Raw genomic sequence first — 17,572 nt, 5'->3', positions numbered from 1 at the left:
CTCCTATTTTATAAAAATCATATATTTTTCTAACTCATTATCATTAATTGGTTCTACTTCTATATGATTGTCTAGCTTTGTTCCATATATACCAAATTTTATTTTTACTTTTTCTTCTTCTCTTCCTTTACTATATCTTGCAGCCATTCTTGCAGCTAATACCTTATCATCTTCTGTTCCGTTCTTATCTAATAAAACTAATGCTCCTGAAAAATCTGTTGCATGGAATGATAAGTATTCTTTATTTATAAGCTTCTTAATAGCTTCTGACTCTTCTTTAGTTCTAGCAACTATTATTTTATTATTATCTGATGTTCTAAAATGTCTTCCATATCTTAATAAGCTTAATTCATCTTCTTCTACTTCATCTTTAAATGTTAAAAGATCCTTTAATCTTAATGCATAATTAGGCTCAGTAAGTCTACATCCCCCTGCTGGTGATGGGTATTCTGTTATTCCCCATTTAGCAGCTAATTCCATTTGTGGCTTTCTGCTTCTACCTGAAATACCTAGTAATTTCTCTCTATCAACTAAACCATTTAACTCCATTTCAGTTGGTTCTATATTTTTAGCACATAGTGGTCTTAATATCTTATTTGCAAATCCTGATTCTTTTTTTACTATATTTAAAGCTTGTCTGTTTTGCGACATCGGTCTTTGATTTAATACTTCTCCAGTAATTATAAAATCTGCATTATGTTCTTCTAATAATTTCCCTGCATAATTCATCATCATAGCATGGCAATCTATACATGGATTCATATTTTTTCCTCTACCATGCTTAGGGTTCTTTACTAATTCAAAATGTTCTGGTGAAAAATCAACTACTATTAAAGGTATATCTATTTGTTTTGTCATTTTAATAGCACTTGCTTCACTAAAGAAATATGATCTAAAACATACTCCTACTACTTCTATACCTTGTTCTTTTATTAACTTAGCTGCTAATATACTGTCTAATCCACCTGAAACCATCGCTAATGCTTTTGTCATTTTATCCTCCTAATTATTTAAATAAATCATTAATAACTTCAACAATTTTAAATTTTACTTTAATATTCTTTGTACTATTATCTTCTTTATTTAAATCACTTGTATTTTTTTCTACTTTATTTTCTTCTTTATCTTCTTTTGGTTCAATGTTCTCAATTTCCTCTTTTAATTTTGTTGAATCAACATCACTTTTACTTTCATCAACAAAACATAATGATGGAAACATTACACACCACCAATTTTGTCCTTGTCCTGAACCTATTATAACTCTATATGCTTCATAATTTCCCTGTGGAAATATATAGTCACCATATACTTTATTAGGAAAATTTTCATATGATAACATTGTATTTACTTCATAATCATAATTATTGCTAGTAATAACTTGTCTCGCTATTTCATTAACATATTCAATATTATCTTCTAAAATCTCCTCTGCTTCTTCTAACGACTCTACTCCTTTAAGCTTTTCACTTAATGCTTCAACAACCTTATCTCTTACTTTTAATTTAAGATTTTGATCTTCTTCTGTATCGCTATTTGCTATTACATGAAATCTAATCAGCTTGTCCTTTATATCATCATAATTAAGTTCATTAAGCTCTAAACTATTATTATTTATATTATTAACTTGAGCACATCCATTCAATGTAAATATTACTAAAATTAAAACTATTATAAAATACATATATCTTTTCATAACATAACCCCTTTCTAGTAATAATTATTGACAATTTAAAGGGGTTTATTCATTTCATTATAATATTTAATTTTTTAGATAGTTCTAGTTAAAAATACTTCTCTATGATTTTCTTTCATCTTTTCGTAGCACCTTTGAGCTTTTAGCATATCATCAAAAAATGCAAAAACACTTGGCCCACTACCGCTCATCATACTTCCAACAGCGCCATATCTATTCATTTCTTCTTTTATTCTAATTAATACATTATGTTTTCTTAAAGTAACATTTTCTAGTAAATTTTTCATGTTATTTGCAACATAATATAAATCATCTTTTTCTATAGCTTCAATTAATTTTTCAGTTCTTGGATGTATTCTTGCTTTTTCTAAATCAAAAGCTTTATATACTTCTTTTGTTGACACTCCAAAACTTGGTTTAACCAATACTAAGATTTTATCTTTAAACGGCTTTAGAGGTGTTATTTTCTCTCCAACTCCCTCACAAAGAGCAGTTCCTCCTTTAATGCAATAAGGTATATCAGCACCAAGGCTTAAACCCATTTCCATTAATTCTTCATCTGAAGCATTAATTTCAAAAAGCTTATTCATAAGCTTTAATACTGCTGCCCCATCAGTACTACCCCCAGCTAATCCAGCTGAAACAGGAATATTTTTTATGATGTTTATATAGACACCTTCTTTAATATTATACTTTTCTTTAAATAACATTGCCGCCTTATATGCCAAATTTCTTGAATCAGTAGGTACATAGTTTTTGTTACAATCTATAGTTATACCTTCTTTACGCTTCTCAACATATATCTCATCATATAAATCAATGTTTTGCATTATCATTCTTAATAGGTGATAACCATCCTCTTTTCTTTTTCCTACTACATCTAAGGAAATGTTTATCTTTGCATACGCCTTTATCTTCATATATTCAAATCCTTTCAACCGGAAAGTATCTATTTTAAATTGAAGTTCAGAGCCAAAAACCCTGAACTTCATAAAATATATTATATATATTATTTTTACTATAGTAAATATGTCATTGTTGTATTCTTTAAATTGAATTAGCAACATTACCTAGATTTTCATCATCAGATTGATTAGTTTTTATAAAATCTAATAATGGTTGTAATTTTTCAAAAAATACAATTATAGTATCTCCCGGAATCGATTCATTAAATGCAACTTCTAAAGCTTTCACTTCATCTAGTATAATTCGTGCTTTAATATTATTCTTACTTTCTAAAACACCTTGATTAATTACTTCAGCAACTTCTCCTATATTTTTTCCACGTCTATCTTTATCTTCTTTAATTATTATTTTATCAAGATAGTTAGCACTTATTTTACCAATCTCTTTAGCAACATAATTTCCTCTATCACCTGGTACACCTATTATACCAGTTATTTTTCCGTTAGTAATATATCTCAATGTAGGTAGTACTTTTTTATACCCTTCTATATTATGACCATAATCTAAAATAATTTTAACCCCATTGCAATTATAAATATTAAATCTTCCTGTGTTTTCATTTGAATTAAAATTACTAAGTCCTATTTTTATCATTGCATAATCTACTTTCAATGCTACTAGCGCAGCACAAGCAGCCATTGCATTTTCAACATTAAATTCTAAAGTTCCATTTAATGTAATAGGTATATTTTTTACACTAATTATTTTATATTCTTTTCCAAAATTTTTAACACATATATAATCATCTTTTAAATATACTGCTATACTATTTTTAGATTCATTATTTATTATTAATTCGTTATTATAATCCTTTGAAAAATAAATTATATTCGCATTGATTCTACTTATTATCTTTTTACTCCATTCATCATCTGCATTTATTACAACATAACCATCTTCTTTAACAGCTTCTGCTACTAAAGATTTCACCATACATAAATCTTCCATTGTATTAACTCTATTTAACCCTAAGTGATCTTCAGTAATATTGGTTATTACTGCAACATCAGCCAAATCATAAGCTAATCCTTTCCTTATTATACCACCTCTTGCCGTTTCTAAAACAGCTACGTCAACATCTTTATTAAACAATACACACTTTGCACTTTCAAATCCAGTATCATCACCATTATCTATACATGCTCCATTTATATAAATACCATCTGTACTAGTCATTCCAACACAATATCCCATTTTTGATAATGTACTATTTATAATCCTTGTAGTTGTAGTTTTTCCATTTGTGCCTGTAATTGAAATAACAGGTATATTCTTAGGATTATTATTATACATCATATTAACTATTTCAATTCCAACATTTCTTTTCTTTCCAATAGCAGGATATGAATGCATTCTTAATCCTGGTGCTGCATTAACTTCTATTATCGCACCTTCTTCAAGTAATGATTTTTTAATACTCTTTGTGCAAATATCTACACCACAAATATCTAATCCAATAGCCTTAGCTGCTCTTATACATATTTCTTTATTTTCCTCTGAAATATCATCAGTACAATCAACAGCTATTCCACCTGTTGATAAGTTTGAATTTTGTCTTAAAATTAGCTTTTTACCTTTTTCTAAAATTGAATTTATTCCATAATTATTTATATTTAAATTTCTAATAACTTCATCATCTATTTTAATTTTAGTAAGTGGCTTTTCATGATCTTCGCCTCTTCTTTCATCACTGTTCAAATCATTTATAAGCTGATTTATTGATTTTATTCCATCACCTATAATATATGGTGGAATTCTCTTTGATACAGCAACAACTTTATTATTTATAACACATACTCTATAGTCATCGCCTTCGTAATATTTTTCTATTATTATATCCTTATATTTTTTAGTTAACTTCTGATAAGAATCCACCAATTCTTTATCAGTTTTTATCTTTAGTATTACATCTCTACCCTTACTTCCAAACTCAGGTTTTAATACAACTGGATATTCTAAGTTTTCTGCAGCTTTTAATAACCCTATAATATTACTTACCTTCTCCCCCCTAGAAATAGGCAGGTTCTGTATTCTAAGTATTTCTTTAGTAAGTAATTTATCACAAGAAATATCAGCTGCAACACAACTAGTTGAGTTACTAATAGCTGATTCTATTATTCTACCTTGTTTTCCATATCCAATTTGATAAAATCCACTATTCCCAATTTTCAAAATAGGCATACCAACTTTTTGCGCAGCATTACAAATTTCAAATGAACTAGGTCCTATTAGTTCCTCATTTAATATATTTTTTATTACGTTAAGTCTGTCATCAAATAATATATTTTTATTTTCTATAAATGAATTAATAATATCTACAGCAAGCCTCCCTATCTCAAGTCCTGCTCTTGGATACTCATATTGAAATACAACAATATATTTATCACCTTCAATTTCTCTAGCTTTTCCATAAGCTATATCCATTCCGAGAATATTATGCATGGCAATAATCATATGCTCGCAAATATGTGCAAGATATGTTCCTTCTTTTAATCGCTTAACAAATCCGCCTTCTTCATCTATACCACATCTGTGTGTATATAATATTGGAAGTAACTTCACTAATTTTTCATTAAATCCTTTAATGTCTTTGCTTGGTATTTCCGAATATCCCTCCAAATCAACGTCTAACACTATACATTTCTTATGTGAATGAATATTTCTACCATCATAAACAGTACTATCTATGATTTTCATAAAAATCCTTATCCTCCTCAAAAGGTACCTTTTTTAATAGATTAAATCTATTTCCTTCTTTTAATACATGCAGTTTAACATTAAACATGCTGAGTACTTCTTCGCTATATTGTTCTGAAACATTACTATAATCAATACAGCTTCCATCAATAAAATATACCGCTCCCGAGCCAATTACTTCTGCTGTTCCTTTATCACTTACTAATATTGCAGTATCTTCATCTATACCTATTCCTAATACTTCGGGATTCTGAGCAATTGCAGTAAGCAATCTTCCTATTCTTCCTCTTTGAGCAAAATGCTGATCTATTATTATATTTTTTACTAGACCTAATCCTGGTGACATTTTTAATGTGCATTTATGTGGTGATTCTTCATCATTTCCTTCTACAATCATTGTATCGCTCATAACAGAAGCCCCTGCTGATGTTCCTGCAATAATACCACCATTAATACATAATTCTTTAATAGCATCATACACTGGACTTCCTCCTATCATACTAGTTATCCTTAATTGGTCTCCACCTGTAAAAAATAATAAATCTGCTTCCTTAATTAAATCAATATTCTCTTTCTCAAAAGCCTCTTCTCTCACACTTATATCTAATTTTTCAATGTTTTTTATACCTAAATTATTAAATATAGTTTTATAATTCTCATAGCTTTTTTCAGGGTATTCTGTTGCTATAGTTGCTATTAGCATTTTGTCTTTATTGGGATCAATATATTTTGCTACCCTTTTTAGTATCTCTTTCTTTCCCTTCTTATCTTCAGCTCCGCCAATTATAATTAAATTGCCACTTATTTTTTCACTCAAATTATCACCTCATATCATGTATTTCTTATTTTATCCAATACAACAAAATATATTCATATAGAAAAAGGCCATTACATCAAGCTGTAATGGCCTATAACTTAAATAATATTAAAATTTACATTTGCCAGGTATTATTATCTTCTTTCCTTCAACTAATGCCTCTGGACTTTCTAATTCGTTAATTTTAATCAATGAATCCATTGTAGTATTATATTTCTTAGCTAATTCCCATAATGTATCACCACTAGTAACAACGTATATTGTTACTGATGCCTTTTTACATTCTTTCTCTGCTTCTCCTTCTTGAATATCAACTATCCATTCCTTTTCAATCTTATAGTAAGCTTTAGCTAATAGTGATAATGTTGCTCTTATTCCTATTGTATTAGCTTCAACAGTTCCATCTAAATTTTCCAACTTAACTTTACAGATAGCACTCATATCAGGTTTAATACCTTTTAAATCAATTACTGATGTAAATGGAATCTCTCCACTACACATATCTAACTTACATTCCTCTTCTGCCACCTTATAAAGAACTTGTACTTTTACTATACCTTCAATCTTAACCTTATCATCTTCAATAGAAGTTTCAGTAATTAAAGGACAACCGCCTGTCCAAACTACACAAGAAATTTTTTCATCCTCGTTTTTTGGATATAAATTATCTTTTATTATTAATTCTGATGGTACTACTCCTTGCACTATTCCAATATCATATTTTTTCTTTGTTAATTCAATTGATTGTGTTGGTGAATATGCATCTTTAATAACATCAATTATTTCTTTAGATATAACCTTAACAGTTCCTTTTACATTAAACTCAACATTAATAACTCTATTCTCGCCTAAATCATCTGCTGTTATTATACTATCTGAATTTACTATTTCCATTTGATTAGTCGCAATCATATCGCCATTAACTCCAATAGCCTCTTCCTCTTTAGATAAATAAACATCATCTTGTAGTAAGAAAATATCATTTTCTTCTTTACCTCTACATAAAACCTCTATCTTACAATAGCAACCAAAGTAAATTTTACCTTCGCCAAGCTTTACTTCTTTTTTATGCAAATTCAATGAAGATGCTAATATTTCTTCAATCTCAGGCTTATCCATTGTTACTTTAATCATAGATTTGCCCATTATCTCTATTTCTTTTTCACATTTCAATTGGTTTATTTCTTCACTTTTTCTCTTAATTTGTATATCGTCTCTACCTTCTATTTCCTTTACAAATTCAAATTCGCAAATTTTATACAATAGCCATTTTGTTGTTCTTATTCCGTCAATAGCAATCTTACGTTCATTCATTATACTAGCTTGAATATGTTCTATTATGCACTCTACTTCACAAATGACTTTATGTTCTTCAGCATTAATATCAAGATAGTCAGCGAATTTTTCTGATAAACAAACAGAATTTATACTAGTTACCTTACTTTCATCTTCAGATAAGTACATGACAGAATAATTAATTTGACCTTCTATCATTATTTTGTCTGCTAGTATTTCTTTGTTAGTAATAGTTGCCTTTGCTTCTATTCCTAAAATTTGATGAACATCTGGATGTGAGTCCTTTATTAAATATTCACCTTTTAATACATTATTAGTAGAGCTTTCTCTTATTAGTTGTTCATTTTGAACACTTTCTTTAATAACATCTATCTGAGACATCCTATCCCTCCTCCATAGTATATACCTACTATAATTTATATTCTCTAAATATATATTTATTCTAATATAGGCAAACTGTTTACTAATTTTTAAATAATAAATTTATCTTTTTAATTAATAAATTCATCATACTTTTCTAAACCTCATTATTCTTTTCCATTTATTAGTTTAAATTGTCGAAATTTAGTGTCAAAATAAAAAAGTTTTATTTTTTTTTAAATAAATTGTTGACTTTATTATAAATATGTCATATTATAAAGATGGTTATTGACCATATAACCTCTCATAAATTCTCAATACCCTTTTATACCATAGTTGAAAGATGGATACCCGCCATCTTTCTTTTTTTTTATTCTTATATATGTATATTAATATAATTGTATTTTTAGAAATAAAATGCATTTTTTTTTGTTTAAATTTAATTTAACAAAAATAAGAGCTTCGAAAAAATTCGAAGCTCTTACTTATACCGCATAATATAAAGATACAGTTTTAGTTAAAACATCTGAATAACTATAAGTTACAGTCCTTTGGTTGTCATTATCTAACCTTACAACAAAAATACTTGGATGAACACTTTCTATTACTCCATCATTTACTAGTATTTTTTTTCTTCCACCATTGGCTTTTAAAGTTACTTTTTCACCTACGTGGTTTTCTATGTCTCTTCTTATGTTGGCTAATGTTTTATTTCCTTCCATATGACCACCATCTTTCTAACTATATTATAAAACTTTTTAGCACTTTTGTCAAATAAAACCAATTATTTTATCACCTTACGGTGTTTTTGTCAATGTAAACTTTTACCTTTATATATTTATCATTTTATCCATTAATTATTATTGCTTTTTTTACAGTTTTTTATTCATTATTATTAAATTATCAATAAATATTTGAGGGGCAAATGCCATGAAAATATCATATTATAGATTGAAATGATGTATTAGTTAGGAGAATAAAATGGTAATAGGCGATACTGTTGTAAGAAAATCCTATGATAAGGATATAACTTTTAAAATTATCGATATAAAAGAAATAGATGGTAAAATAGTATATATACTTAAAGGTATAAGCATAAGAATAATTGCTGATTCACCTGAAGATGATTTAGAACATGTTGATGTTAATTTTATTGGTGAAAAAGAGAAAATATTAAATAGCAGAGTTAATGACGCAATTAAAAAGGCTGTAAATACCCGTGGATATAGGCATGATATATCACAATTCACACGTAGCAGTAAATCTCAAAAAAAAGCACCCAATAATGAATTAATTTTCGGGCGCCCTGGAAAAATTCTTCATATCGATGGTGATAAAGACTATTTAGAGACATGCTTGAAAGTTTATAAACAACTTTCTTTAGATGCTGTTGGTAGAGCTATTTCAGAAAAAGATCAAGCTACGAAAGTTGTTGATTTAGTTAAAGAAGTTAAACCAGATATTGTAGTTTTAACTGGACATGATAGTGTATTAAAAACAAGTGATGATTACTTAGATTTAAATAATTATAGAAATTCAAAATATTATATAGATGCTGTCAAGGCACTTAGAAATTATAATTCTAGTTATGATGAATTAGTTATTTTTGCAGGTGCTTGTCAATCTTGCTATGAATGCCTATTAGATGCTGGTGCTAATTTTGCTAGTTCCCCTAGTAGAGTGTTAATTCATTGTTTAGATCCTGTTTTTGTATGCGAAAAAATAGCTTATACTAACATTGATTCTGTAGTTTCAATAACAAATATAGTTGAAAATACAATCACAGGTATAAAAGGCATCGGTGGACTTCAAACTCGTGGAAAATATCGTGAAGGCTATCCTAAATCACCATACATTTAATATAGTTAATAGTTAAATAAGAAACTTCTATTAGAGTTTCTTATTTTTTTAATTCAGCTTAGCTAAATTTATTCATTAACTATTAACTAAACAAAATGTTGATTCTCAGTATTTTAAAAGCCAGCTTTAAAGCCGGCTTTTAAATTGTGTTATATTTCTTTTTAAACTCATCTAAGAATTTTAAATACTCATCTTTTTCGTTAATTATACTTTCTAATTTACTATCAAAGGTATTTTGTCCCCAATTTACTTCGTTATAATAATATCTATTAGCTAACCTCCAATACCTTTGTGGAAATTGTAAGTATGCATATAAGACATTATATTCACATTCATCTAACTTCGAAATACTATTATAGGAATCAATAATTGCATCTGCAAAATCTATGTTCCAATTGTTTCTCTTTAAAACTTTTATCATAAAGTTTGAAATATCAAATGTTCTTACTTCCCTCTTGCAATAATCAAAATCTATTACACTAACAGAATTATCATTACCTAAAATAATATTGTGATAAGTATAATCATGATGGCAGAAACTCTTTTCCTGTTCTGCAATTTCACATAATTTAATATATTCAGATGAATTTAAAGTATTTAGTGCCTTCTTTCCAATTTCCTTATAAAACTCCATTGACTTTAAGTATAATAAATCAAAGTCACTCTTCCTATTTTTTTTCCTTATCATATCACGCATCTTATCTAATGATTTAATTCTTTTCTCCATAAGGCTTGGCCATCTTCCTAAATCACTCTTTAATTTTGAGTTTTCAGGAGGGTCATATCCTTTTGATGCTTCATGTAATTTTGCTAAAGTCTGTGCTGCAATTTTAACTTCTTCTATGTTATGGAAGTCACATTCTCTTCCTTCTAGCCACTCTGATAAGGTATATAAATCTTCATTAACTAGTGCATATGGTTCACCATCTATATTTAAAAAATACCTATCTACATTATCAAATCCATTTTTTATTAGATGTTCTTTTGCACCATAAACAAACAAAAGTTTTTGTGGCCCATAATTGATTTTTTTAAGACATCGTTCACCTTTATTGGTTTTAATATAATAGATACCTTTATTTGCTTTTATTATATCTATTTTTATTTGAAACTGTCTTTCTATTTCAAATTCTCTCATCATATTCCTCACCCCCTTTATATTTATATGTACATATATCTACTTTTATTAACATTTTTAAATTATTATAATATAATAAATTATAACTATTTTGAAAGGATTAAATCATGAAGATTGGTATCGATGGAAGAGCCGCAAAATGGTATAGGGGAACAGGTATAGGAACCTACACTTATCAGCTTATTACCAATTTAAGCAAATATGACAATTTAAATCATTATCTTACCTTCATCCCAGAAGATTCTGATTTAAATCTTAAAGATAATTTCTCTATAGAATATACAAAAGACTCCTCTAACAATAATTTTTGGGATGATGTAAAAGTTCCTAATTTACTTGAAAATTTTAATATGGAGCTATATCACGTTCCTCAAAATGGTGTAGGCCTTTCTGGCAATGTTAATTGTCCTAAGACCATTACCTTGCATGATATAATTCCACTAAGAATGCCCCAAACTGTTAGTGACCGTTATTTAAGAATATTCAATGAAGAAATGCCAAAAATATTAGATAACTGCGATGGCATAATTACAGTTTCAGAGTTTTCAAAGCTTGATATAGCTGAAGAATTTAACTTTCCAAAGGAAAAAATTTTTGTAACTCATCTTGCCGCTGAAGATATTTATAGACCAATTGATAGAGCTTATTGTAAAAAATTTATTAAGGATAATTACAAAATAGCTGATAACTTTATTTTGTATGTTGGCGGATATAGCCCTAGAAAAAATATAATTGGCATTTTGGAGGCATTTTCTCTTTTAAAAGATAATTTAAAAGAAGATTTAAAGATTGTAATAACAGGTAAAAAGGGAATATCATACGAAATCTATAAAAATAAAGCAATAGAATTAGGTATCTCTAATTCAGTAATATTTACTGATTTTATTCCATTAAATGATTTACCTATTTTTTATAATGCCTGTGAATTTTTAGTATATCCTTCATTTTATGAGGGATTTGGTCTACCACCACTTGAAGCAATGGCTTGTGGAGTACCAGTAATAGCTTCTAATGTCACTTCACTTCCAGAAGTATGCAGGAATTCAGCTATACTTATAGATCCTAATGATATTGATGAACTTTGCTATTCAATGGAACGTGTATTGACTGATAGCTTCTTAAAATTGACTATGATTGAAAGAGGTTTGTCTACTAGTAATAATTATTCTTGGAAAAATACAGCCTTAAACACTATAAAGGCTTATGAAAGCATAATAAACTTCTAATGCTTATTTTTATAAAGTAATATATAAAGTAAGGACTATGCTAACGCATAGCCCTTTAATTTTATTCTAAATTTTCATTTAAACATCTTAACAATTCAGTTCTAAAAATATCATTTTCAATCTTATCTCTAAATCTACTAATAAATACCTCTTCATCCCAAGACTTTTGTTTCAAATAATAATCCATTGAAATATTTATAAAATCTCTTGGATAATTTAGTAATGCAGAAACTACTTTTTTCTCTTTAACTGATATTTCAAAAATTTCATTATAATCATTTATTATTTTAACTAGTATATCTTTATTGTAAGCATAGTTTTTTATAACCTTAACAATATAATTATATATATCTAACACCTTAATGCCTAATTTGCAATAATCAAAATCAATTATATTTATTTCATTATCCTCTATTATAAAATTATGATGAGCCAAATCTAAATGACACAATACATAATTATCTTTTTTAGCATATAACTCATTATATGGCCCTTCAGTCAGTAGATTAATACATTTATTTAAATCATTTTTTGCTTTTGATACATTCTTTAAAAACATTAAATCAAATTCATTTTTATAATTAAATTTACTAACCACTCTTTCAATCTCTGTTATAATACATAAATCATTTAAAAATTCATAAATTAAATTTTTTGCTCCATTTAAATTAACTTCTTTTTCATTTAAATCATTAATTATCCCTTCTGATGCTTTATGGAAATTAGCTAAAGACTTTGTACACCATTCAACTTCAATTGGATTTGTAAATGTAGCCTCTCTTCCATCTATCATATCTAATAATACAAAAGATTTTCCATGCCACTTAGTGATTATTTTTCCCTTTGAATTAGTGCAATATTGAAGTATATACTTATCTTTTTCTTTGATTATATTTAAAGCTTTATTTATAAATTCAACTCTTTCTTCCGATGAGTTAATTCTTTTTAATATTTTTTTACCCTTATCGGTAAAAATTACAAATACTTTTCTTAATGGAATAATATCATATACTTCTACACCTAGTTCTTTAAAAAATTCCTCACTTAGGTCATAGCTACACAATATCTTTTTATCTATATATCTAAATTTATTCATTTTGTTCCTCCATTCATAAAAGCTCAATACCATCTATACTTTGAGACATATTAATCTCCTTTGCCCATTCATCATCAGTGAATCGTTCTCTATCGTACCTTAGTTTTGATAATACTTTTATTGACTCTACAGGATAATTTGCCAGTACTTTCATATAATCTATACTTTCACTTTTTAAATTAGACTCTTCTGCAAACTTATTTATTATATGAACAATATCACCACTATACCCCCTTCTTTTTAACCTTTTTATATAACTATAGCAATCATGTTCAATCATATTATATGAGATATATCTTATTGTTCTTATACAAATTGCCATTCCCTCTTTTTTTAGATTTCCTTCATCTACTCTTCCTAAGCAAACCTCATAATTATTCATACTCCTTACTATTATTTTTAAGTATTCATCCTCATCTAATGTATCTAAAGATTTGTTAGCTCTATCTAAAATTTTATTTCCTTCCTCAATAATAAAGTAATCTAAATCGCTTTTAGACATTTTTTCCTCAAACAACTTTAACATTTTAGAAGTTTTTTTTGCTTGTACAATAAATGTTTCTATTTCATGTCCAATTGAACTTTCTATTCTAGGAATTATATATGATTTTTTACCCATCATTATTTTTTGAATTTCCACCATTAATGCTATTTGATAGTCAATATCCCACATATATTTTTTCTTACTACCCTTAGGAAAGTTTTCCTCCCCAACGATAATACCATTCCCATTTAAAAATTCTATTATATCCAAATATCATCCACCTCTTTATTTGAAATATGACTCTAAGAATTCTTCCCTATATTCAACATCTTCTAAATATTTGTTTATTTTCTCTTCAAAAAAATCTTCTCCCCAAGGTTGTTGCTCCCAATAATACTGAATACCTATTTGCCAAAATGTTTGTGGAAATTTTATAAAATCACCTATTAATTTAAATTCATCTTCATATAATCCATTACTTTTACAGTAATTTTTAATAATTAAATCAGCTTTATCCTTACTCCACTTAGCCCCTTTCATAGCTCTAATTAATAATGATGCTAAATCATGTAAATGCGAATCTAAAATGCAATAATCAAAATCAATAATATTCAATTCATTTTTATCATCAACCAATATATTATGGTGGGCATAATCGTGATGACAAAATCCCATCTTCATTACTTCTTTATCCATTATTTCAATATATTTATGCTTCTTTAAATTATCTATTGCTTTTTTTCCTCTCTCTATTTCTGCTTCTATATTATTTAAATAAATACAATCAAATTTTGACTTATATGCTTTTTGATTTATTCTATTTTTAAAATCTAATATTTCATTGCATCGTGTATTAAATACATTAATCCATGAATACCATCCTATTCGTGGTCTCATATTGTTATTTATATTAAAACCTGTACTACGGGTATGAAGCTCTCCTAGCTTTTCAGCAACTTTTGATAATTCAATAGGGTTATCATAATTGCTTACTCTAGATGGTATCCATTCTGTTAAATAAGCATAGCTATTTTCCAATTTAATATACTTTGTTCCATCTTTGTTGTTTAATATTTGGGGTATTTTATGAAATTCTCTTTTTTGAAGATGTTCTATTGCAGATAAAATAAAATAGAAGTGTGGAAAATCATACTTTATTATCTTTATAGCATAATTAGTATTTTCAGTTTCTAATCTATAACTATTTTTTACTTTCTCTATAGCTAGCACCTTAATATCATAATTAGATTCTATAGATTCTTTTAAATTTTCCTTATTCATCGCTTACTCCTAAAGCTTTCTTCTTTGTATTATATGAAATTTTATATTTCATTGTGTTTACTATCACATAAATTACTTTAATTTAATATTTATAATATTATAGGTTTTTTTAGGAGGCGTTATGCTTTGAAATTATCAATAGATGCTAGAGGGATTAATTTATATAAAGGTTCTGGTATAGGTACTTACACAGAAAATCTTCTCAGAGAGCTTCTTAATATAGATCAAAAAAATACTTATTCTATTTTTTGGGCTGGTGAAAATTATGGAGAGTTTAAAAGGGATAATTCAAAAATAATTTTTACTTCAAAAAAGCATGGAACATTTTATGAAGATTATTACTATCCAAGTTATATTGAAGAAAATAGCATAGATTTACATCATATACCCCAAAACGGAATTGGATTAAATACATCATATACTTCACCTGTAATAGTTACAATACATGATTTAATCCCTTATATATTACCTGAAACTGTTGGTAGAGGATACTTAGAAAGATTTCTTAGGGATATGCCCCTAATAATTAATAATTCTAAAGCAATCTTAACTGTATCCGAATATTCAAAAAAAGATATCTTAAAATTCTTTCCTTCAGTTAATGAGGATAAAATATTTGTTACTCCTTTAGCAGCAAATTCAACTTATAAACCTTTAGATAAACAAGTTTGTATTGATTATATAAAAAATAAATATCATATTTCTTCACCTTTTTTATTATATATAGGTGGTTTTAGTACTAGAAAAAATGTCAAAGAACTTATATTATCATTTAACAGCATATATAAATCTCTAAATAAAGATTATAAACTTGTATTATGTGGGTCTGTCCGTGATGAAGGTGCTAAACTACAAGATTTATGTAAAGAACTTTACATTGATGACAAAGTAATATTTACTGGATTTGTAGTCGATGATGACTTACCTTACTTTTATAATGCATGCGAGTTATTTATTTATCCTTCACTTTATGAAGGCTTCGGCCTTCCACCACTTGAAGCAATGAGCTGTGGTACTCCTGTTATAACATCCAATTTAACATCAATACCAGAAGTTACTTCTGATGCTGCAATCTTAATTAATCCAAATAATAAAGATGAACTAGCTTCTTCAATGCTTCAATTATTAAATTCTTATGATTCATTAATTGAATATGGTGAAAAAGGTTATAAAAACAGCTTAAACTTCACTTGGAAAAACACTGCTATTTCTACATTAAAAGCTTATGAAAGCATTTTAAAGTAAAATAAATAGACCATGTAGTCTTATTAAGCCACATGGTCTATTTATTCATAATTAATTTGTTGTTGATTCTGAAGATGATGTTGATGATGTTGATGTTAATGTTATAGTAGTATTTTTAGTTTTACCATCTCTAATAAATTCAATATTAATAGTATCTCCTTCTTCTTTAGAGTTTTTAATTTCTTGTAACTCTTCGAATGTCTTTATTCTAGTTCCATCTGCTTTAACTATTAAATCACCACTCTTTAATCCTGCTTTTTCAGCTGGTGAATATTCGTTAACTTCTACAACATATAAACCTTCTTCTAAATTTAATTGTTTAGCTAAAGGTTCATCAACTACCCTAATTGAAACACCTAAATTTAATATTGGTTTAGATAATGAATCTATTTTATCTTTAACATCATTAATTGGAATTGCAAATCCAATACCTTCTGCTCCATCACTAGCTTTTAATGTATTAATTCCAATAACTTCGCCTTTAGTGTTTATTAATGGTCCACCACTATTACCTGAATTAATAGCTGTATCTGTTTGAATTAAGTTACTGCTAACACCTGATTCAGTTTCAACACTTCTATTTAATGCACTTATTATTCCTTTTGTTAATGTTGATGATAATTCTTTTGATAGTGGATTACCAATTGCTAATACTTCTTCACCTGGTTGTAATGCATCTGAATCTCCTAATTCTACTACTCCAGGAACTTCTATATCATCATTAATTTTTATCATAGCTACGTCTTGATCAGCATCATAATTTACTACTGAAGCAGTAACTTCCCTACCATCACTTAATGTTACTGTAACTTCTTTTGCTCCATCAATTACATGATAGTTTGTTAAAATATACCCATCTTCATTAATTATAAATCCTGATCCCATACCCTCAGTTTCTTGTTGAAACCAACCATTAACACTTTGAATTGATTTTGTTGATACCATAACAACTGCAGGTGCTACTTTCTTATATATATCTGCTGCTGATAATGCTGTATTATCTGTTGCAAATGATACTGGATCTGTCACCACACTATTATTTGATTTAGTACTATTATTGCCTTTATCTGCTATAACGTAAGTAATTCCTGAACCAACTACTCCTCCAAATAAAGAACAAATAAGAGCTATTGCAATATATTTAGCAAATCCGTTTCCATTTCCTCTCTTTTTTTTACTATTCTTTTTTTTATGTTGTTCTTCAAAGTTGTTTTTTACTTCTCCTTCCTCAACTATATGTGCTTCACTATATGCAGCGTCATAAATATTCTCATTATCCATATATACTAACTCCTTTAATTTATTTTTCATTTATTTGATACTTATAATATAACCACTGTATGTGTCAAATATATGACAAATAGTAAATATTATATTACTTAATAAATTAAGTTACTTTTAGAAAAAAAATAA

15 protein-coding genes are annotated in these 17,572 nt (G+C 27.5%); 3 read left to right on the top strand and 12 right to left on the bottom strand.

Annotation, left to right across the window (positions count from 1 at the left end):
- Positions 1-3: 3 nt before the first annotated feature.
- The 7 genes from TY07_RS10775 to TY07_RS10745 form a co-directional block, all read right to left on the bottom strand.
- Positions 4-993, bottom strand: coding sequence for a DUF814 domain-containing protein (locus TY07_RS10775; RefSeq protein WP_042399456.1), 990 nt, complete (start codon positions 991-993; stop codon positions 4-6).
- A gap of 13 nt (positions 994-1,006) precedes the next feature.
- Entirely contained in the window at positions 1,007-1,693 is a 687-nt protein-coding gene (gene spoIIR / locus TY07_RS10770) for a stage II sporulation protein R (protein ID WP_042399452.1), read from the bottom strand.
- A 74-nt stretch (positions 1,694-1,767) separates the two neighbouring features.
- On the bottom strand, positions 1,768-2,613 hold the full coding sequence (gene ispE / locus TY07_RS10765) for a 4-(cytidine 5'-diphospho)-2-C-methyl-D-erythritol kinase (protein WP_042399449.1): 846 nt from the start codon (positions 2,611-2,613) through the stop codon (positions 1,768-1,770).
- A 127-nt stretch (positions 2,614-2,740) separates the two neighbouring features.
- A complete protein-coding gene (cphA, locus tag TY07_RS10760; RefSeq protein WP_042399446.1) occupies positions 2,741-5,356 on the bottom strand; it encodes a cyanophycin synthetase in 2,616 nt (871 codons plus the stop codon).
- The gene (locus TY07_RS10755; protein ID WP_042399443.1) at positions 5,340-6,173 is read right to left on the bottom strand and encodes a cyanophycinase; all 834 of its coding nucleotides are present in this window, start codon (positions 6,171-6,173) and stop codon (positions 5,340-5,342) included. Before TY07_RS10755 ends, cphA begins: the two co-directional genes overlap by 17 nt.
- A gap of 108 nt (positions 6,174-6,281) precedes the next feature.
- Entirely contained in the window at positions 6,282-7,850 is a 1,569-nt protein-coding gene (locus TY07_RS10750; RefSeq protein ID WP_042399441.1) for a DUF3794 and LysM peptidoglycan-binding domain-containing protein, read from the bottom strand.
- A gap of 464 nt (positions 7,851-8,314) precedes the next feature.
- On the bottom strand, positions 8,315-8,551 hold the full coding sequence (locus tag TY07_RS10745) for a Veg family protein (protein ID WP_042399439.1): 237 nt from the start codon (positions 8,549-8,551) through the stop codon (positions 8,315-8,317).
- Between the two features lie 259 nt (positions 8,552-8,810).
- Here TY07_RS10745 and yabG point away from each other — a divergent pair, with 259 nt between their 5' ends.
- On the top strand, positions 8,811-9,689 hold the full coding sequence (gene yabG / locus TY07_RS10740) for a sporulation peptidase YabG (RefSeq protein ID WP_042399437.1): 879 nt from the start codon (positions 8,811-8,813) through the stop codon (positions 9,687-9,689).
- A gap of 139 nt (positions 9,690-9,828) precedes the next feature.
- Here the strand turns inward: yabG and TY07_RS10735 are convergent, their stop codons facing one another.
- Positions 9,829-10,830 carry a CotS family spore coat protein gene (locus TY07_RS10735; RefSeq protein WP_042399435.1) on the bottom strand — a complete coding sequence of 334 codons (1,002 nt, stop codon included), beginning with the start codon at positions 10,828-10,830 and terminating at the stop codon, positions 9,829-9,831.
- Positions 10,831-10,934: 104 nt separating this feature from the next.
- Here TY07_RS10735 and TY07_RS10730 point away from each other — a divergent pair, with 104 nt between their 5' ends.
- Entirely contained in the window at positions 10,935-12,053 is a 1,119-nt protein-coding gene (locus tag TY07_RS10730) for a glycosyltransferase family 4 protein (protein ID WP_042399432.1), read from the top strand.
- A gap of 61 nt (positions 12,054-12,114) precedes the next feature.
- Here the strand turns inward: TY07_RS10730 and TY07_RS10725 are convergent, their stop codons facing one another.
- From TY07_RS10725 to TY07_RS10715, 3 genes are read right to left on the bottom strand one after another with little or no spacing between them, the layout of a single operon-like run.
- Positions 12,115-13,149, bottom strand: coding sequence for a CotS family spore coat protein (locus TY07_RS10725; protein ID WP_042399429.1), 1,035 nt, complete (start codon positions 13,147-13,149; stop codon positions 12,115-12,117).
- A 13-nt stretch (positions 13,150-13,162) separates the two neighbouring features.
- The gene (locus TY07_RS10720; protein WP_052330698.1) at positions 13,163-13,903 is read right to left on the bottom strand and encodes a hypothetical protein; all 741 of its coding nucleotides are present in this window, start codon (positions 13,901-13,903) and stop codon (positions 13,163-13,165) included.
- A gap of 15 nt (positions 13,904-13,918) precedes the next feature.
- A complete protein-coding gene (locus TY07_RS10715; protein ID WP_042399426.1) occupies positions 13,919-14,914 on the bottom strand; it encodes a CotS family spore coat protein in 996 nt (331 codons plus the stop codon).
- A gap of 126 nt (positions 14,915-15,040) precedes the next feature.
- On the opposite strand from TY07_RS10715, the gene TY07_RS10710 reads away from it, so the two are divergent.
- Positions 15,041-16,159 carry a glycosyltransferase family 4 protein gene (locus TY07_RS10710; RefSeq protein WP_042399423.1) on the top strand — a complete coding sequence of 373 codons (1,119 nt, stop codon included), beginning with the start codon at positions 15,041-15,043 and terminating at the stop codon, positions 16,157-16,159.
- Between the two features lie 51 nt (positions 16,160-16,210).
- Here TY07_RS10710 and TY07_RS10705 read toward each other — a convergent pair whose 3' ends face one another.
- Positions 16,211-17,440 carry a S1C family serine protease gene (locus TY07_RS10705; protein ID WP_042399420.1) on the bottom strand — a complete coding sequence of 410 codons (1,230 nt, stop codon included), beginning with the start codon at positions 17,438-17,440 and terminating at the stop codon, positions 16,211-16,213.
- Positions 17,441-17,572: the final 132 nt, after the last annotated feature.

The organism is Clostridium saudiense (assembly GCF_000577815.1).
Lineage (GTDB): Bacteria > Bacillota > Clostridia > Clostridiales > Clostridiaceae > Clostridium > Clostridium saudiense.
The sequence above is the reverse complement of the archived record's forward strand: the minus strand, read 5'-3'. Positions and strand labels throughout refer to the sequence as shown.